The 16,733-nt window shown below is 72.2% G+C and carries 17 protein-coding genes and 3 tRNA genes; 17 read left to right on the top strand and 3 right to left on the bottom strand.

What is annotated here, in order from left to right:
- Positions 1-136: 136 nt before the first annotated feature.
- Positions 137-1,405: a hydrolase gene (locus tag ACFV8H_RS12540; RefSeq protein ID WP_380398967.1), complete on the bottom strand. Its 1,269-nt coding sequence runs from the start codon at positions 1,403-1,405 to the stop codon at positions 137-139.
- Positions 1,406-1,666: 261 nt separating this feature from the next.
- Here ACFV8H_RS12540 and ACFV8H_RS12535 point away from each other — a divergent pair.
- The 8 genes from ACFV8H_RS12535 (at position 1,667) to ACFV8H_RS12500 (ending at position 6,641) form a co-directional block, all read left to right on the top strand.
- Positions 1,667-1,739, top strand: a tRNA-Thr gene (locus tag ACFV8H_RS12535).
- Between the two features lie 44 nt (positions 1,740-1,783).
- A tRNA-Met gene (locus ACFV8H_RS12530) sits at positions 1,784-1,856 on the top strand.
- An 83-nt stretch (positions 1,857-1,939) separates the two neighbouring features.
- Positions 1,940-2,104 (top strand): 50S ribosomal protein L33, encoded by a 165-nt coding sequence (rpmG, locus tag ACFV8H_RS12525; protein WP_006604855.1) that lies wholly within the window; start codon positions 1,940-1,942, stop codon positions 2,102-2,104.
- Positions 2,105-2,234: 130 nt separating this feature from the next.
- Entirely contained in the window at positions 2,235-2,693 is a 459-nt protein-coding gene (locus tag ACFV8H_RS12520) for a MaoC family dehydratase N-terminal domain-containing protein (RefSeq protein ID WP_380398965.1), read from the top strand.
- A gap of 5 nt (positions 2,694-2,698) precedes the next feature.
- Complete coding sequence (locus ACFV8H_RS12515) at positions 2,699-3,121, top strand: MaoC family dehydratase (RefSeq protein ID WP_363427484.1); 423 nt, start codon at positions 2,699-2,701, stop codon at positions 3,119-3,121.
- Positions 3,122-3,233: 112 nt separating this feature from the next.
- A complete protein-coding gene (locus tag ACFV8H_RS12510; protein WP_380398963.1) occupies positions 3,234-3,797 on the top strand; it encodes a TetR/AcrR family transcriptional regulator in 564 nt (187 codons plus the stop codon).
- A gap of 90 nt (positions 3,798-3,887) precedes the next feature.
- A complete protein-coding gene (locus tag ACFV8H_RS12505; protein ID WP_380398962.1) occupies positions 3,888-5,534 on the top strand; it encodes an MFS transporter in 1,647 nt (548 codons plus the stop codon).
- 63 nt (positions 5,535-5,597) lie between these two features.
- Complete coding sequence (locus ACFV8H_RS12500; protein WP_380398960.1) at positions 5,598-6,641, top strand: UDP-N-acetylmuramate dehydrogenase; 1,044 nt, start codon at positions 5,598-5,600, stop codon at positions 6,639-6,641.
- Positions 6,642-6,820: 179 nt separating this feature from the next.
- Here the strand turns inward: ACFV8H_RS12500 and ACFV8H_RS12495 are convergent, their stop codons facing one another.
- Both ACFV8H_RS12495 and ACFV8H_RS12490 read right to left on the bottom strand, forming a co-directional pair.
- The gene (locus ACFV8H_RS12495) at positions 6,821-7,864 is read right to left on the bottom strand and encodes an adenosine deaminase (protein ID WP_380398958.1); all 1,044 of its coding nucleotides are present in this window, start codon (positions 7,862-7,864) and stop codon (positions 6,821-6,823) included.
- Positions 7,865-7,980: 116 nt separating this feature from the next.
- Complete coding sequence (locus tag ACFV8H_RS12490) at positions 7,981-9,228, bottom strand: pyridoxal phosphate-dependent aminotransferase (RefSeq protein ID WP_375881979.1); 1,248 nt, start codon at positions 9,226-9,228, stop codon at positions 7,981-7,983.
- 286 nt (positions 9,229-9,514) lie between these two features.
- On the opposite strand from ACFV8H_RS12490, the gene ACFV8H_RS12485 reads away from it, so the two are divergent.
- The 9 genes from ACFV8H_RS12485 (at position 9,515) to ACFV8H_RS12445 (ending at position 16,555) form a co-directional block, all read left to right on the top strand.
- A tRNA-Trp gene (locus tag ACFV8H_RS12485) sits at positions 9,515-9,587 on the top strand.
- Positions 9,588-9,737: 150 nt separating this feature from the next.
- A complete protein-coding gene (gene secE / locus ACFV8H_RS12480) occupies positions 9,738-10,064 on the top strand; it encodes a preprotein translocase subunit SecE (RefSeq protein ID WP_360226154.1) in 327 nt (108 codons plus the stop codon).
- Between the two features lie 207 nt (positions 10,065-10,271).
- Positions 10,272-11,189 carry a transcription termination/antitermination protein NusG gene (gene nusG / locus ACFV8H_RS12475; RefSeq protein ID WP_380398955.1) on the top strand — a complete coding sequence of 306 codons (918 nt, stop codon included), beginning with the start codon at positions 10,272-10,274 and terminating at the stop codon, positions 11,187-11,189.
- A 167-nt stretch (positions 11,190-11,356) separates the two neighbouring features.
- Positions 11,357-11,791 (top strand): 50S ribosomal protein L11, encoded by a 435-nt coding sequence (gene rplK / locus ACFV8H_RS12470; protein ID WP_375881984.1) that lies wholly within the window; start codon positions 11,357-11,359, stop codon positions 11,789-11,791.
- Between the two features lie 106 nt (positions 11,792-11,897).
- Positions 11,898-12,620, top strand: a complete 723-nt coding sequence (rplA, locus tag ACFV8H_RS12465; RefSeq protein ID WP_375881987.1) for a 50S ribosomal protein L1 — start codon at positions 11,898-11,900, stop codon at positions 12,618-12,620.
- Positions 12,621-12,825: 205 nt separating this feature from the next.
- Positions 12,826-13,608: a hypothetical protein gene (locus ACFV8H_RS12460; RefSeq protein WP_380398953.1), complete on the top strand. Its 783-nt coding sequence runs from the start codon at positions 12,826-12,828 to the stop codon at positions 13,606-13,608.
- Positions 13,609-13,712: 104 nt separating this feature from the next.
- Positions 13,713-14,567: a hypothetical protein gene (locus ACFV8H_RS12455; protein WP_380398951.1), complete on the top strand. Its 855-nt coding sequence runs from the start codon at positions 13,713-13,715 to the stop codon at positions 14,565-14,567.
- A gap of 92 nt (positions 14,568-14,659) precedes the next feature.
- A complete protein-coding gene (locus ACFV8H_RS12450) occupies positions 14,660-15,577 on the top strand; it encodes a hypothetical protein (RefSeq protein WP_380398949.1) in 918 nt (305 codons plus the stop codon).
- A 102-nt stretch (positions 15,578-15,679) separates the two neighbouring features.
- Positions 15,680-16,555, top strand: a complete 876-nt coding sequence (locus tag ACFV8H_RS12445) for a hypothetical protein (RefSeq protein WP_380398948.1) — start codon at positions 15,680-15,682, stop codon at positions 16,553-16,555.
- The last annotated feature ends 178 nt before the right edge of the window (positions 16,556-16,733 follow it).

Genomic DNA, 16,733 nt, shown 5'->3' with positions numbered 1-16,733 from the left:
GATACCAGTACACTCCCGTCCCGCTCATCTCGGTGGTGCTGGTGGTTTGGGGTGTGTTTTTTTTGGTCATGGTCGGGGGTGGGGGCGGGGCCGGTACGCCGCCCCGCCCCCTTGGCTTTCCCGGCCCCGCGCGCGCTCAGCAGTCCGTGCCGCCGGACTGCCGGGGCAGCGCCAGCGCCACGGTGTCCGCGAACTCCCGGACGGCGCTGGTCCGGCTGACCACCCGGCCGCTGTGCACCACCAGCCGGCTGTGCCCGCCCGCGAGCGCCCCGGCCAGGCTGTCCCCGCGCACCGCCAGCAGCTCCGCCGGGAACCCGGCGTCCACCCGCACCGGCGGCAGCCCGAGCGCCGCCCGGGCCTGGTTCGCCACCGCGTCGTACGCCGCGTCCGGGTCCAGCTCCCCGCTCGCCGCGAGCAGGTAGGCCGCCTCCAGCGGGTCGGCCCGGCCGACCGGGTTGGACGGGTCCCGCAGCGCTCCGCTGCCCGCCGCCAACGGCACCCGGGCCGCGGTCAACTCCCGTACCAGGCCGGGCCGGAGGCCGGCGGGGCGGCCCTCCAGGCCGGTGCAGCCGCCGTTCTGCGGCAGCCAGACCACCCGCACCCCGCTGGTCGCCAGCACGGTGGCCCCGCCGCGGGCCAGCGCCCCGCACGGCCCGAGCGTCACCCGGGGCCGCAGCGGCGCCAGGGCGCCCGCCAGGCGGGCGAGTTGGGTCGCGTCGGCGGCGGTGGTGTGCAGGTCCACCGGGCAGTCCGCCTCCCGGGCGGCCTCCAGCAGCAGTTGGACGTACCCGGCCGGGTCCGGGTCCAGCTCCGGGCAGCCGCCGGCCGCCGTGGCGCCCAGCTTGAGGGCCTCGCGCAGCTGGGTCCGCCCGTCCGCGCCGGCCCGGCCGGTGAGCAGCCGGGGCATCGCCACCGCCTGGAGCTCGGCCAGGCCGCGCAGCGCCTGGCGGGCGGTGAGCACCGCCTCCAGCTGGCGCAGCCCGTGCACGTCGCCGATCCGGACGTGGGTGCGCTGGGCGGTGGCGCCGTAGCCGAGCGAGGTGAGCGCGGCCTCGGTGATCCGGCGGGTGAGGTCGGCGGGGGTGTCCGGGGGCGGGGCGGGCAGGGCGGCGGAGAAGGCGCAGTCGTAGTGGGCGTGCGCCTCGGCGGGGGCGGGGAGCAGCAGGTAGCCCTTGAGGTCGATCCGGGCGCCGGTGGTGACGGTGGGGGCGCCGGGCAGGGCGGGCAGCGGGCCGAGGCTGCCGACGGTGCCGACCGCCTGGATCCGGTCGCCGCTGACCCGCACGTCCACCACCCGTCCATCGGCCAGCCGGGCCCCGGTGAGCAGGAGGACCGGGCCGTGCCCGAGCGGGTTGGCCGCCGGGCCGGGGCCTGAGTGCGGCCCGTCGGCGGCTGCGCTGTCCATCGCCGGCTCCTTCTCGCGCTGGCCAGTGGGCCCGTGGGGGATCGGGCCGGTGCCCCGGCCAATGAGCGTCGAGCCTATGGCGCACGGGGGCGGGGCGCCGGGAGGCGGGCAATAGTCGTATCGGCTCGGGGCGCACGGCTCTTCGGCCGATCGAACGCCCGGCCTTGGATCGTCCGTCCGTGCACCTCGCCGACCTGCGGTCTTCGCCCCGGGATACGGATTTCACCTCTGGGCGTGGAACGTGTAATCTCTTCCTCGTTCGCCCCTATAGCTCAGTCGGTAGAGCGTCTCCATGGTAAGGAGAAGGTCTGCGGTTCGATTCCGCATGGGGGCTCTGGTGAAAGGCAGTTCGGCTTCGGCCGGGCCGCTGATCACTGTGGCGGTGTAGCTCAGTTGGTAGAGCAAGCGGCTCATAATCGCTGTGTCACCGGTTCAAGTCCGGTCACCGCTACCCCGCGTAGTCGGTCGGGAGATCGCACTCCCGGTCGGCTACTCTTGTTGTGTTCTTATTCGTTGTCCAAGGAAGGCACTCCCGTGGCTGCCACCGATGTCCGCCCGAAGATCACGCTGGCCTGCGTGGAGTGCAAGGAGCGGAACTACATCACCAAGAAGAACCGGCGTAACGACCCGGACCGTCTTGAGATGAAGAAGCACTGCCCCCGCTGCAACTCGCACACCGCGCACCGCGAGACCCGCTGACCCTGCTGCAGGGCGCCGGGCCTGTGTGAATTCAGGTCTTCGACTCCGGGCCGCATCCCTCAACAGGGGGTGCGGCCCGGAGTCTTTTTCGTACCCGTCCGGGTATCCACCCGCGTTCCGAGGAGCTGCCGTGGCACTCGACCCCTCTTTCATCGGGCGTAGCTACCCGCCCACCGCCCCGTACGAGGTCGGCCGGGAGAAGATCCGCGAGTTCGCGGTCGCGATCGGGGACGCCAACCCGGCGTACACCGACGCGGAGGCCGCGAAGGCACTGGGCCACCGGGACGTGATCGCCCCGCCGACCTTCCCGTTCGCGATCGCCTTCCAGGCGGCCGGCCAGGTCGTCGAGGACCCGGAGCTGGGGCTGGACTACAGCCGGGTGGTGCACGGTGACCAGAAGTTCCGGTACACCCGCCCGGTGCAGGCCGGCGACCGGCTGACGGTCGCGGTGACCATCGACAACATCAAGTCGCTGGCGGGCAACGACGTGCTCACCGTGCGTGGCGAGGTGGCGGACGAGATCGGCGAGCACGTGGTGACGGCGATCATGACGCTGGTGGCCCGGGCCGCCGACGAGGCGGGGGAGTGAGCGCGATGGCGATCAACTACGACGAGGTCGAGGTCGGCACCCAGCTGCCGGCCCAGTCCTTCCCGGTGACCCGCGCCACGCTGGTGCAGTACGCGGGCGCCTCCGGCGACTTCAACCCGATCCACTGGAACGAGAAGTTCGCGCTGGAGGTCGGCCTGCCGGACGTCATCGCGCACGGCATGTTCACCATGGCCGAGGCGATCCGGGTGGTCACCGACTGGGTCGGCGACCCGGCCGCGGTGGTCGAGTACGGCGTCCGCTTCACCCGGCCGGTGCCGGTGCCGAACGACGGGGTCGGCGCGGTGATCGAGGTCTCCGCCAAGGTCGCCAAGAAGCTGGACGACCGCAAGGTCCAGGTCGACCTGCTGGCCACCTCGGGCGGCCAGAAGGTGCTGGGGATGTCCCGGGCGGTCGTCCGGCTCGCCTGAGGCCTTCGTCACTCCGACCGCCCCGGGGCCCGTTCGACGGGTTCCGGGGCGGTCGGGTTTTTTCGGTGCCGAGCCCTTGCCGAGATAGTGATTGGTCACTAACTTAGAGCCCATGGCGAAGACGAGCATGCGGATGAGCGCGGAGGAACGACGCGAGAGCGTCGTCCGGGCCGCGATGATCGAGTTCGCCAGGAACGGCTACCGCGGGACGTCCACCGAGACGATCGCCCGCCGGGTGGGCGTCTCGCAGCCGTACCTGTTCCGGCTGTTCCCGGGCAAGCAGGCGATCTTCACGGCCGCCGCCGAGCGCTGCATCGAGGAGACCTGGAAGGTCTTCGACGTGGCGTCGGCCGGGCTGACCGGCGAGGAGGCCGCCGCGAAGATGTCCGAGGCGTACATGGGCCTGGTCGAGGACGGCGAGCAGCTGATGATGCAGATGCAGCTGTACGTCTCGGTGTTCGCCTCCCGGATGGCCGGCGAGGACGAGATCGGCGAGACCGCCCGGCGGCTGTGGGGGGAGCTGTTCGAGCGGGTGCGGGAGCGGGTCGGCGGCGACGTGCAGGGCACCACCGAGTTCTTCGCGTACGGGATGCTGATCAACGCCCTGGTGGCGCTGGGCTTCCCCCGGGAGCACCGGATCTGGGACGGCTTCGGCGAGCGCGAGGAGGCCGGGTAGCGGGTCGCGCGGCGCAGTCCGGGCGGCCCTCTTTTCGGCCCTCGAAAGTTAGTGATCAATAACTATCCGGGAAATCCTGGGGGGACGTTCATGACGGAGCACGCAGCAGGAAGCGCGACCGGGGCCGAGGTGGCGGAGGCGGCCGAGGCGGCCGAGGTGGCGAAGGCGGCCGGGGCCGAGGTGGCGGCCACGGAGCGGCCGGGCCTCGGCCGCACCGGCGTCTGGACCTTGGTGATCACCGCCCTCGCGGGCTTCATGGCCGCGCTGGACAACCTGGTCGTCACCACCGCGCTGCCCTCCATCCGGGAGGAGCTCGGCGGCGGGCTGTCCGACCTGGAGTGGACGGTCAGCGCCTACACCCTCTCCTTCGCCGTGCTGCTGATGTTCGGCGCGGCGCTCGGCGACCGCTTCGGCCGCCGCCGGATGTTCGTGATCGGGCTCACGCTCTTCACCGTCGGCTCGGCCGCGGCCGCGCTCTCGCCCGGCATCGGCGAGCTGATCGCCGCCCGTGCCCTCCAGGGCGTCGGGGCCGCGGTGGCGATGCCGCTCACCCTCACCCTGCTGACCGCCGCCGTCCCGGCGGCCAAGCGCGGGATGGCCTTCGGCATCTGGGCCGGCGTCAACGGCCTCGCCATCGCCACCGGACCGCTGGTCGGCGGCACCCTGACGGAGAACTTCTCCTGGCAGTGGATCTTCTGGGTGAACGTCCCGGTCGGCGTGGTCCTGGTGCCGCTGGCCGCCCTCAAGCTGCGCGAGAGCCGGGGCGCCAACCCGGCCCTGGACGCGGTCGGCACGGTGCTGGTGAGCCTCGGCCTGTTCGGCGTCGTGCTCGGTCTGATCCGCGGCAACCCGGACGGCTGGACCAGCCCGCTGGTGCTGGGCGCACTGGCCGGCGGGGTGCTGCTGCTGATCGCCTTCGTCCGGTACGAGCAGCGCGGCGCGAAGCACCCGATGCTCCCGATGCGGCTGTTCCGCAACCGGACCTTCACCGCCGTCAACGCCTCCGGCCTGCTGATGTCGCTCGGGATGTTCGGCTCGATCTTCCTGATCAGCCAGCACCTGCAGACCGTCGGCGGCTACACCCCGGAGGAGGCCGGCGTCCGGATGCTCCCGTGGACCGGGGTGGGGCTGATCGTCGCCCCGCTCGCCGGGATCCTGGCCGACCGGCTCGGCGGCCGCCCGATCGTGGTGCTCGGGCTGGTGCTGCAGGGCGTCGGCCTGGCGCTGTACGCGGCGATCAGCGCCGGACTCGGGCACTACGCGTACGGCCCGGTGGTGCCCGCCGTGGTGATGTGCGGGGTCGGCATGTCGATGTACTTCGCGCCGACCGCCGCCATGGTGATGGACAGCGTCCGGCCCGAGGAGCAGGGCATCGCCTCCGGCGCCAACAATGCGCTGCGCGAGGTCGGCGGCGCGCTCGGGGTGGCCGTGCTGGCGGCGGTCTTCTCGGAGCAGGGCGGGGACGGCTCGGCCGGGACCTTCGTCCACGCGATGGGGCCCGCGCTGTACGTCGGTGCCGCGGTGGTGCTGGCGGCCGGGGCCTGTGCGCTGCTGCTGCCGGGCCGGGCGGCGCAGGCCGGGGCGGTGGCCGCCGAGCAGTCCGCCGCGATCGAGCGGGCGGCGGACGCCGAGGGCATCCAGGGCGTCGAGGGCGTCGAGGGCATCCAGGACGCCGAGGGCGTCCAGGGCATCCAGGGCGTCGAGGAGGCCGTTCCGGCCGAGGCCTCGAAGGCCTGAACGGTGGGGTGCGGGTCACGGGGGCGGCCGAGCGGCCGCCCCCGTCCCCGTACGCTGGTGGGCGTGCTGGTAGAAAACGACGCCCCCCTCGCCCCGCTCACCACGCTCCGGCTCGGCGGCCCGGCCCGTCGGCTGGTCACCGCCCACACCGACGACGAGGTGATCGCCGCCGTCCGCGAGGCCGACGCGGCCGGTGAGCCGCTGCTGGTCCTCGGCGGCGGTTCCAACCTGGTGATCGGCGACGCCGGCTTCCCCGGGACGGTGCTGCGGATCGCCACCACCGGGTTCGCCCTGGACGGCACCGTGCTGGAGCTGGCGGCCGGCGAGGTGTGGTCGGAGGCGGTCACCCGCGCGGTGCGCGAGCACGGCCTGGCCGGCATCGAGTTCCTGGCCGGCATCCCCGGCTCGGCCGGCGCCACCCCGGTGCAGAACGTCGGCGCGTACGGCCAGGAGGTGGCCCAGACCGTCACCGAGGTGGTCGCGTACGACCGCACGGCGGGCGAGGTGGTCACCCTCTCGAACGACGAGTGCGGGTTCTCCTACCGGCACAGCCGCTTCAAGGCCCGGCCGGACCGCTACGTGGTGCTGCGGGTGCGGTTCGCCCTGGCGGACCACGCGGGGCTCTCCACCCCGGTCAAGTACGCCGAGGTGGCCCGGCACTTCGGTGTCGAGCAGGGCGAGCGGGTGCCGCTGGGCGAGGCGTACGACGCGGTGCTGGGGCTGCGCGCCGGCAAGGGCATGGTGCTGGACCCGGCGGACCACGACACCTGGTCGGCCGGCTCCTTCTTCACCAACCCGGTGCTCACGGCGGCGCAGTACGAGTCCTTCCGCACCCGCCCGGGTGCCGAGAACGCCCCCGCCTACCCGGCCCCGGAGGGCTGCACCAAGACCTCGGCGGCCTGGCTGATCGACCGGGCGGGCTTCGCCAAGGGCTACGGCGACGGCCCGGCCACGCTCTCCACCAAGCACACCCTGGCGCTGACCAACCGCGGCGCGGCCACCGCCGAGGACCTGCTGGCCCTGGCCCGGGAGATCCGGGACGGGGTCCGCGAGGCCTTCGGGGTGGAGCTGGTGAACGAGCCCGTGATGGTGGGCGTCAAGCTCTGAGGCGTGTCCAGGGGCTCTAGGGCGTGTCTGACAATTCCCGCCGGGCGCGCGACGCCGGGGCACGCACCTCGCCGCGTTGTCGTCGGTCACCAATGCGCTGCATTGGGCTCCCTCCTCCGCCTTGCGATGCACGCACCCCAACGCCGCGCGCTGATCCGACGCGAATTGTCAGACACGCCCTAGCGGGCGGGGTGCCCGTCGACCAGCCAGGCGTCGATGTCCGCCAGCAGCTCCTTGCGGACGGCCTCCGGGGCGCACGAGCCGCGGACCGACTGCCGTGCCAGCTCGGCGAGTTCGGCGTCGGTGAAGCCCAGGGCGTCGCGGGCCAGGTCGTACTGGGCGGCCAGCCGGCTGCCGAACAGCAGCGGGTCGTCCGCGCCGAGCGCCAGCGGCACCCCGGCGTCGAACAGCCGGCGCAGCGGTACCTCTTCCGGGTGTTCGTAGACGCCGAGCGAGACGTTGGAGGACGGGCAGACCTCGCAGGTGATCTGGCGGTCCGCCAGCCGGGCCATCAGCCGCGGGTCCTCGGCGGCCCGCACGCCGTGGCCGATCCGGCCGGCGCCCAGGTCGTCCAGGCAGTCCCGGACGGACTCCGGCCCGGCCAGCTCGCCGCCGTGCGGGGCCGCCAGCAGCCCGCCCTTGCGGGCGATCTCGAAGGCCCGGTCGAAGTCCCGGGCCAGGCCGCGGCGCTCGTCGTTGGAGAGGCCGAAGCCGACCACGCCGTGGTCGGTGTAGCGGACGGCGAGCCGGGCCAGCGTCCGGGCGTCCATCGGGGACTTCATCCGGTTCGCCGCGACCAGCACCCGGATGCCCACCCCGGTGGCCGCGGCGGCCTGCTCGACCGCGTCCAGGATCAGCTCCAGGGCGGGGATCAGCCCGCCCAGCCGGGGCGCGTAGGAGGTGGGGTCGACCTGGATCTCCAGCCAGCGGGAGCCCTCCCGCCGTTCGTCCTCGGCGGTCTCCAGGACCAGCCGGCGGATGTCCGACTCGTCCCGGAGCACCGAGCGGGCGGTGTCGTAGAGGCGCTGGAAGCGGAACCAGCCGCGCTCGTCGGTGGCGCGGAGCTTGGGCGGCTCGCCGGAGCTGAGCGCCTCCGGCAGGCGGACGCCGTGCTTGTCGGCCAGCTCCAGCAGGGTGGCGGGCCGCATCGAGCCGGTGAAGTGCAGGTGCAGGTGGGCCTTCGGGAGGCCCCTGACGTCTCGCGGGTTCAACAGGCGTTCCATTTTCCGATACTGCCGTATGAGGCCCCCAAACGGGAACCGCCCTCTTTCCGTCCCCCGAAGGGGTGAAAGAGGGCGGTGCGGCGGGTGAATCCGCCGTGTCCGGTTGACGTCGGACGTCAGTCGCGGGCCTCGCCGAGCAGCTTCTGGAGCCGGCTGATGCCCTCGACCAGGTCCTCGTCGCCGAGCGCGTAGGAGAACCGCAGGTAGCCGGGGGTGCCGAAGGCCTCGCCCGGGACGGCGGCGACCTCGACCTCGTCCAGGATCAGGCTCGCGAGCTCGGCGGAGGTCTGCGGGCGCTGACCGCGGATCTCCTTGCCCAGCAGGCCCTTGACCGAGGGGTAGGCGTAGAAGGCGCCCTCGGGCTCGGGGCAGAGGACGCCGTCGATCTCGTTGAGCATCCGCACGATGGTCCGGCGGCGGCGGTCGAAGGCGGTGCGCATCTCGTGCACGGCGGACAGGTCGCCCGCGACGGCGGCGATCGCGGCGCGCTGGGCGACGTTGGAGACGTTGGAGGTGGCGTGCGACTGCAGGTTGGTCGCGGCCTTGATCACGTCCTTGGGGCCGATCACCCAGCCCACCCGCCAGCCGGTCATCGCGTAGGTCTTGGCCACGCCGTTGACCACGATGCACTTGTCGGCCAGCTCGGGCAGCAGGGCCGGCAGCGAGGTGAAGGTCGCGTCGCCGTAGACCAGGTGCTCGTAGATCTCGTCGGTGAGCACCCACAGGCCGTGCTCCAGCGCCCAGCGGCCGATCGCCTCGGCCTCGTCGCGGGTGTACACCGCGCCGGTCGGGTTGGAGGGCGAGACGAACAGCACCACCTTGGTGTTCTCGGTGCGGGCGGCCTCCAGCTGCTCGACCGAGACCTTGTAGCCGGTGGTCTCGTCGGCGACGACCTCCACCGGGACACCGCCGGCCAGCTGGATCGACTCCGGGTAGGTGGTCCAGTACGGGGCCGGGACGATGACCTCGTCGCCCGGGTCCAGGATCGCGGCGAAGGCCTCGTAGATGGCCTGCTTGCCGCCGTTGGTGACCAGCACCTGGGAGGCGTCCACCTGGTAGCCGGAGTCGCGCAGCGTCTTGGCGGCGATCGCGGCCTTGAGCTCGGGCAGTCCACCCGCCGGGGTGTAGCGGTGGTTCTTCGGGTCGCGGCAGGCCTCGACGGCCGCCTCGACGATGTAGTCCGGCGTCGGGAAGTCGGGCTCACCGGCACCGAAGCCGATCACCGGGCGGCCGGCGGCCTTGAGGGCCTTGGCCTTGGCGTCCACGGCGAGGGTCGCGGACTCGGCGATCGCACCGATCCGGGCGGAGACCCGGCGGTCGGCGGGGCGGAGGGACTGGTCGGGCTGCGGGGTGGAAGCGCTCATGCCTGCATCGTCGCAGAACCGGGACGGACCGGGCGGGGCGGTTCCAGTATCCGTACGGCCCCGTCCGCATCGCGGCCCCCGGCGATCCGCCGGTGTCCGCCCCGCCGGGCCGGACATCCGCCGGGCGGACGGTGGCCCCGGAAGAAGAGGTTCGACCAAACACCCCTCGACCACGTACACTCGCTGCTCGACGGCCCGCCGAAAAAGACCGGAGCTTTCACCGCCTGTACAGACAGCGGGGGGAGATGCGGTAGGTTGGTCGCCACCAGGGGCCGCGAGGTTCCGTAGGGCAATAGCTCAATTGGTAGAGCACCGGTCTCCAAAACCGGCGGTTGGGGGTTCGAGTCCCTCTTGCCCTGCTGCTTGATCCGCATTCAGCCCGTTCGCTCCACAGAGCGAGCGGGCTTGATGCGGAGAGGGCTCCGATCAGCACCGCTTAAGCCGACCGCTCGTGCCTGAAACGGGTACGCAGGTGATGTTCGGCCGGACCCGGATTCAGGTGAGGACGAGTGACGGAGACCACGGGCTCCACCGCAACGCCTGAGAGCGGCAACCCCGAGGGGACCGACGGCGCTGCCGAGACCGCTGCTGTCGAGGGCGACAAGACCTCCGGCAAGCAGAAGAAGTCCGGCAAGCGGGCCAAGAAGGGCCTGTTCGCGCGGATGGGCCTGTTCTACCGCCAGATCATCGCGGAGCTCCGCAAGGTCGTCTGGCCCACCCGGAGCGAGCTCACCAACTACACGGCGGTCGTGGTGACCTTCGTCGTGGTCGTGATGGGCTTCGTCTACGGCCTCGACTACGGCTTCGCCAAGCTGAGCCTCTTGGTCTTCGGCTGATCGAGCCCCCACCTCCGAACCACCTCCCGACCCGGGCCGAATCATCGGTCCGGGTCGAGCTGTCGGCGGCGGACGTACGCGCGCGTACCGTGGACTCGGTACTGTTGAAGTCTCCGAGACCTCTCCTGGCGCCCGCGCGAGCGGCTGCGCGCCGGGCCGGTTCCGGAGCGCGCCACCTTCACCATCTCCAGGAAAGAAGCAGCCACCGTGTCTGAGTCCCCCCTGTACGACGCCGACGAGACCGTCCGCGAGGCGGATGTCGCCGCCGAGCTGGACGCGGCCGAGCTGGCTGTCGACGCAGAGTCCGCCGAGCAGGTCGTCGACGCCGTGGACAGCGACGAGGACGAGGTCGAGGCGTACGACGAGGCCGAGGCCGGCGAGCCCGCCGAGGAGGCCGCGCTGCACGTGGAGGTCGACGAGGAGCTCGCCGCCGAGGAGTCGGTGGACGAGGAGCCGGCCGAGGACGAGGACGCCGAGGCCGTCGAGGCGGAGGACGCCGAGGAGGAGGCCGAGGTCGAGGTCGACCCGGTCGCCAAGTTCCGCGAGGACCTGCGCTTCATGCCGGGCGAGTGGTACGTGATCCACACCTACGCGGGCTACGAGAACCGGGTCAAGCAGAACCTGGAGCAGCGCGCCGTCTCGCTGAACGTCGAGGAGTACATCTTCCAGGCCGAGGTGCCGCAGGAGGAGGTCGTCCAGATCAAGAACGGCGACCGCAAGACCATCCGGCAGAACAAGCTCCCCGGCTACGTCCTGGTCCGCATGGACCTCACCCCGGAGTCCTGGGGCGTCGTGCGCAACACCCCCGGTGTCACCGGCTTCGTGGGCAACGCCTACGACCCGTACCCGCTGACCCTGGACGAGGTCGTCAAGATGCTCGCCCCGGACGTCGAGCGCCAGGCGGCCAAGGAGGCCGGCAAGCCCTCCCCGGTCAAGCCGAGCGAGATCCAGGTCCTGGACTTCGAGGTCGGCGACTCGGTCACCGTCACCGACGGTCCGTTCGCGACCCTCCAGGCGACCATCAACGAGATCAACCCCGACTCGAAGAAGGTCAAGGGCCTGGTCGAGATCTTCGGCCGGGAGACCCCGGTCGAGCTCTCCTTCGACCAGATCCAGAAGAACTAGTCACACGGTCTTCGGATTCGGGGCGGGGGCCGACGGCCTCCGCCCCGAATCCGTTTTGGTCCAGCGGCGCGGACGCGTTAGCCTGGCCTGATGTGTGTGCTGGCGACCGGGTGTCGCCCCGCGTCCGCACGCACCAGCAATCACCTCTCGGAAGGACCCGGAGAGACATGCCTCCCAAGAAGAAGAAGATCACGGGGCTTATCAAGCTCCAGATCAACGCCGGTGCGGCCAACCCGGCGCCGCCGGTCGGCCCCGCGCTGGGCCAGCACGGCGTCAACATCATGGAGTTCTGCAAGGCCTACAACGCTGCGACCGAGTCGCAGCGCGGCATGATCGTGCCGGTGGAGATCACGGTCTACGACGACCGTTCCTTCACCTTCATCACGAAGACGCCGCCGGCCGCGCGCCTCATCCTGAAGGCCGCCGGTATCGACAAGGGCTCCAGCGAGCCGCACAAGACCAAGGTCGCCAAGCTCACCAGCGCCCAGGTCCGCGACATCGCCACCACCAAGATGCCCGACCTGAACGCCAACGACCTGGACGCGGCGGAGAAGATCATCGCCGGCACCGCCCGGTCGATGGGCATCACCGTCGAGGGCTGATCAAGCCCCCCGTCCCGTCAGGGGCAAACCGGCTCAGCCGTCCCTGTGGTAGGGCCTGCGCAGGCCCGTCGAATACCACAACTCCAATCACCATTCAGGAGCAGCAGTGAAGCGCAGCAAGGCTCTGAAGGCCGCGGACGCCCAGGTCGACCGCGACCGCCTCTACGCCCCCCTCGAGGCCGTCCGCCTCGCCAAGGCGACCAGCACCACCAAGTTCGACGGCACCGTCGAGGTCGCCATGCGTCTGGGCGTCGACCCGCGCAAGGCCGACCAGATGGTCCGCAGCACCGTGATCCTCCCGCACGGCACCGGTAAGACCGCTCGGGTCCTGGTCTTCGCGACCGGCGAGCGTGCCGAGGCCGCGCGTGCTGCGGGTGCCGACATCGTCGGCTCCGACGAGCTCATCGACGAGGTTGCCAAGGGCCGCCTCGACTTCGACGCCGTCGTCGCCACCCCGGACCTCATGGGCAAGGTCGGCCGCCTGGGCCGCGTGCTCGGTCCCCGTGGCCTGATGCCGAACCCGAAGACCGGCACCGTGACCCCGGACACCGCCAAGGCAGTGAACGAGATCAAGGGCGGCAAGATCGAGTTCCGCGTCGACAAGCACTCGAACCTGCACTTCATCATCGGTAAGGCCTCCTTCACCGACGAGCAGCTGGTCGAGAACTACGCCGCCGCGCTGGACGAGGTGCTCCGCGCCAAGCCGTCCGCCGCCAAGGGCCGCTACATCAAGAAGACCGCGTTCTCGACCACCATGGGCCCCGGCATCCTGGTGGACCCGAACCGCACCCGTAACCTCCTCGTCGAGGAGGACCCGGCCGCGGTCTGAGCCCCAGTGCTCTAGAGCTGTCCGTACGACGGGCCCGCACCCCCTTCACCGGGGGTGCGGGCCCGTCGTCGTTCCTGCGGCGTGGCCGGGCGGTGGCGGAAACGGTTGCGGGATCGGGACACGGGTGAATGGGAACGGTTGATCGAGTCGTCGTACGCTCTGCCGGTCAGATCATGTGGAGAACCTGTGACCGCCGGAGTGTGCCGTGCCGCCCGCCCTTCGCCCCGCCGTGCTCGCGGCGGCCCTGCTGCTGCTCGGCACCACCACCGCCTGCAGCGTGCTGGCCGCCCCGGGCACCCGCGTCCCCGGTGAGCCGGCGCCGATCCCGCCCAAGCAGGTGGTGCTCGCGGCCGCCCAGGCCCTGGACGACGCCGGCGGCGCCCGGGTCGACCTGCTGCGGGAGGGCCCGGACGGCCGGCGCAGCGCGAGCGGCAGCCTGGTCTGGGGCGACCGGGACGAGGTCGCGCTGGCCGTCACCGACGAGCTGGGCACCGGGCAGCTGTCCCTCCGGGACGGCGTGCTCGACGTCACGTACCAGGGCGGCGCGGCCAGGCACGCCGAGCGCGCCACCGCGGAGTCGATCGACCCGGCGGCCGGCAACGGCTCCGCCGGCTACGCGGGCGGCTGGATGACCGCGCTGGTCACCAACCCGGGCAGCCGGGCGTACGCGATCGCCCAGACCGACCGGCTCGGCTCGCTCGGCGCCGAGCAGCTCGCCGGGACGACCGTCGTGCACTACCGGGGCTCCGCCCCGGTGGCCGACTACTTCGGCGCGGACCGGGAGTTGGACCCGCAGCAGCTCGCCGCGGTGGTCGGCTGGTACCGCCAGCGCGGGGTCGGCGAGATCGGGTACGACGTCTGGGTCGGGCCCGGCCCGCGGTTGGTGAAGCTCCGTGAGACGGCCCGGGGGAACGCCGGGACCACCGTGACCACGACGGACGTCACCGCGCCCGGGGCGGGGGAGACGACCCCGGCCGCGGCCGGCTGACGGGAGGGGATATCCGGTGCGGGCCGGTGCCGGCGATCCGTTAGAGTCCGGCTGAGAAGAAGCCGATGATCGGCTCTTCCGAGGAACTTACGGGGGGTACTTCCATGCGCGCTGTCCGTCTCGCGGCCACCGTCGCGACCGCCGCCGTCCTGCTGGCCGGCGCCACCGCCTGCGGCAGCAAGGGCGGCGACACCAAGAGCGCCGCCGACAGCAAGGGCGCCACCGGCGGCAAGGACGCCGCCGCGGCCGCGGCCGGACTCGCCGCCGACCCGAAGGCCGCGCTCGCCGCCTCCGCCCTGGTGATGCAGAAGGCCGGCAACGGCAAGGTCGCCATGACCTCCCCGGACGCCTCCAGCCCGGGCGGCAGCGGCAGCGCCGACTGGAAGGACCCGGGCAAGGTCTCCGTGGACGTGTCCAGCGACATGGACGGCAAGAAGCTCAGGATCCGGGCGATCGGGGCCGACACCTACATCGGCGGCGACGACACCACGGCCACCGCCCTCCAGGGGAAGCACTGGGTCAAGGTGCCCGCCACCGAGGAGATGGGCAGCGCCTTCGTGGTGATGGGCCAGATGGTCAACCCGGTCTCCCAGCTCACCATCGCGGCCGCGAGCGGCAAGCTCAGCAAGGTCGGCCAGGAGGCCGTGGACGGCGTCCAGACCACCCACCTGCGGGCCGTCGAGGACACCGCCACCCTGGTGGCCGGGATGACCTCGCTCACCGCGGAGCAGCGCCAGTCCGTCCAGAAGACGCTGGAGCAGGACGGCAAGACCCTCACCATCGACTTCTGGCTGAACGACAAGCAGGAGCTGGTGAAGTACCAGGAGTACGGCGACACCAACGGCGAGTCCAAGGCCGTCACCGTCAAGTACTCCGACCTCGGCAAGGGCGACAAGATCGAGGCGCCCGCCGCCGGCGACCTCGGCTCCCAGGCCGACCTGCTCAAGCTGTTCGGCTGATCCGGCCGGACACCCGAGCCGGACACCGCACCAACCACCGGCTACCACCCCGGGCGCGTCGCGCGCCCGGGGGTTCTCGAGGGGGGAACACCATGGCTGGAACCCGGAAGGCCGCCGTCGCCGTCGTCCTCGCCGCTCTGGCGCTGACCGCGACCGCCTGCAACGACAACGGCTCCGACGGCGGGAACGCCGCCCCGGCCGCCCCGACCACGGCCGCCGCCGCGACGACCGCCGCCACCCAGGCCGCCCCGCCGGTCAAGGTGAGCCCGGCGGTCTTCCTGGAGCAGGTCACCAAGAAGACCGGCGCGGCCAAGTCGGCCAAGGTCACCGAGGAGATCTCGGTCGGCCAGGTCACCATGAAGGGGCAGGGGGCGCTGGGCTGGTCCGACGGCCTGGAGGCCGACCTGACCATGGACCTCACCGGCTCCCCGATGGCCAAGGCCCTGGAGCCGATCACCGGCGGGCCGAAGGTGCACTACCTGTACACCGCGGACGCGATGTACATGGGCCTGGGCGGCCAGATGGTCCAGAGCGGCGGCCCGCGCTGGCTGCGCTACAGCAAGGAGGAGATGTCCAAGCTCTCCGGGGGCTCGACCGACCAGCTCCAGAGCGCGGACCCGGTCCAGGGCGTCCGGACGCTGATCGCCACCGGCAAGGTCACCGAGGTCGGCCAGGAGACGGTGAACGGCAAGGCCGCCACCCACTACTCCGGGGAGCTCGCCGCCGCCGACCTGATCAAGGCGACCGGCCGGGGCGTGACCCAGGAGCAGGCCGACCGGCTCAAGCAGAACCTGGACAAGGCCGGTGTCGCCAGTGAGCAGGTCGACGTCTGGGTCGACGCCGACCAGCTGGTGGTCAAGCGGACCGAGCGGGCCGACACCAAGAACGGACCGGTGAACATCGCCGTGACCTACTCGGACTACGGCACGCCGGTCATCGCCGCCACCCCGGGGGACTTCATCACCCTCGCCGACCTGGCGAAGGCCGGCGGCACTCCCGCCGGCAGCTGACGCCGGCCCCCGACCCGGCCGATCAGGTGGACCGGGCGGGGGCTGCCACCGGCCGGACCCGGTCCGGGTGGCAAGGTGGGCCCGGTGAGAGAGGAACGGACGATGGCGCGACGGCAGCGACTGGCGGCGGTGGCCGTCGTCGCCGTGCTCGCGGGCGGCCTGACCGGCTGCGGCGGCGGGGACGCGCCCGCCCCGCCCTCGGCCGGCGCCAGCGCGAGCACCGCCTCCGCGACCGCCGCCACCCCGACCGGGCCGGCCAAGCCGACCGACCGCTCCCCGCACGGCGTGCTGCTCTCCGCCCAGCTGGCCATGCAGACCGCCCGCCGGGCCAAGGTCAGTTACCGGCTGGGCGCGGACGCGGGCTCCGGCTCGCTGTTCTGGGCGCCCAAGACGGCGGCCCAGCTCAAGCGCTCCACCCCGGGTGACGCCGAGCAGCTGATCGTCGTGGACACCGTCGGCTACCAGGGCGGCGACGCCGCCACCGCGGCCAGGAACGGCGGCAGGCACTGGGAGCGCTTCTCCGTCCCGCCCGACCCGGACGGGCACAAGGCGGTCCCGTACGCGGGGCTGCTGGACCTGCTGAACCCGGTCGAGGCGCTGGCCGCGGCCAACGCCGACGGGGTGGAGCCGGCCTTCGTCGGCGAGGAGAAGTTCGAGGACTCCACCGTCGAGCACTACCGGGTGACCACCACCGCCGAGAAGTACGCGGCGGCCCAGACCCAGCTGCCGCAGGCCCGCCGGGACGGCCTGCGGGCCGCACTGGCCCCCGGCGGCTCGCTCGAGCTCACCCTGGACCTCTGGCTGAACGACAAGGACCAGTTGGTCCGGCTGCAGCGCACCGGGAACGGGGACAGCGGCCGGGCGGACGACTCGGTGATCTACTCCGACCCGGCCGGCGCGCTGCTCTCGGCCCAGGCCCCGGCCGAGACGGACACCGTGGACACCGGCGTCCGGACGGTCTCCCCGCTGGCCCGCTGAGCCCGCCGGGGCCCGTTCCGGTTCACCCGTCCGAGGGCGATTTGCTTCGTCCGGACGAGTCCGGTTACTGTTGCCGAAGCCAAAGACCGCTGGTTGTCGCCGCCCCCGTCAGGGAGTCGGTGGCCGAAGGATCTGCGCTTCGTCGCAGGCAGCCCGCGCAGGTGTGTCTGGAGCTTCG

Origin of the sequence: Kitasatospora sp. NPDC059827, from assembly GCF_042731675.1 — a bacterium.
In the GTDB taxonomy this organism is placed as follows: domain Bacteria; phylum Actinomycetota; class Actinomycetes; order Streptomycetales; family Streptomycetaceae; genus Kitasatospora.
This window is presented reverse-complemented; position numbering and strand designations above follow the sequence as displayed.

Excerpts from the sequence above, each read along its gene's own strand:
- ACFV8H_RS12510 (WP_380398963.1), top strand. The coding sequence starts at position 3,234 with ATGGCGAAGACGAGCATGCGGATGAGCGCGGAGGAACGACGCGAGAGC.
- ACFV8H_RS12495 (WP_380398958.1), bottom strand. The coding sequence starts at position 7,864 with ATGGAACGCCTGTTGAACCCGCGAGACGTCAGGGGCCTCCCGAAGGCC.
- ACFV8H_RS12505 (WP_380398962.1), top strand. The coding sequence starts at position 3,888 with ATGACGGAGCACGCAGCAGGAAGCGCGACCGGGGCCGAGGTGGCGGAG.
- ACFV8H_RS12540 (WP_380398967.1), bottom strand. The coding sequence starts at position 1,405 with ATGGACAGCGCAGCCGCCGACGGGCCGCACTCAGGCCCCGGCCCGGCG.
- ACFV8H_RS12490 (WP_375881979.1), bottom strand. The coding sequence starts at position 9,228 with ATGAGCGCTTCCACCCCGCAGCCCGACCAGTCCCTCCGCCCCGCCGAC.
- ACFV8H_RS12455 (WP_380398951.1), top strand. The coding sequence starts at position 13,713 with ATGCGCGCTGTCCGTCTCGCGGCCACCGTCGCGACCGCCGCCGTCCTG.
- rplK (WP_375881984.1), top strand. The coding sequence starts at position 11,357 with ATGCCTCCCAAGAAGAAGAAGATCACGGGGCTTATCAAGCTCCAGATC.
- ACFV8H_RS12450 (WP_380398949.1), top strand. The coding sequence starts at position 14,660 with ATGGCTGGAACCCGGAAGGCCGCCGTCGCCGTCGTCCTCGCCGCTCTG.
- ACFV8H_RS12515 (WP_363427484.1), top strand. The coding sequence starts at position 2,699 with ATGGCGATCAACTACGACGAGGTCGAGGTCGGCACCCAGCTGCCGGCC.
- ACFV8H_RS12445 (WP_380398948.1), top strand. The coding sequence starts at position 15,680 with ATGGCGCGACGGCAGCGACTGGCGGCGGTGGCCGTCGTCGCCGTGCTC.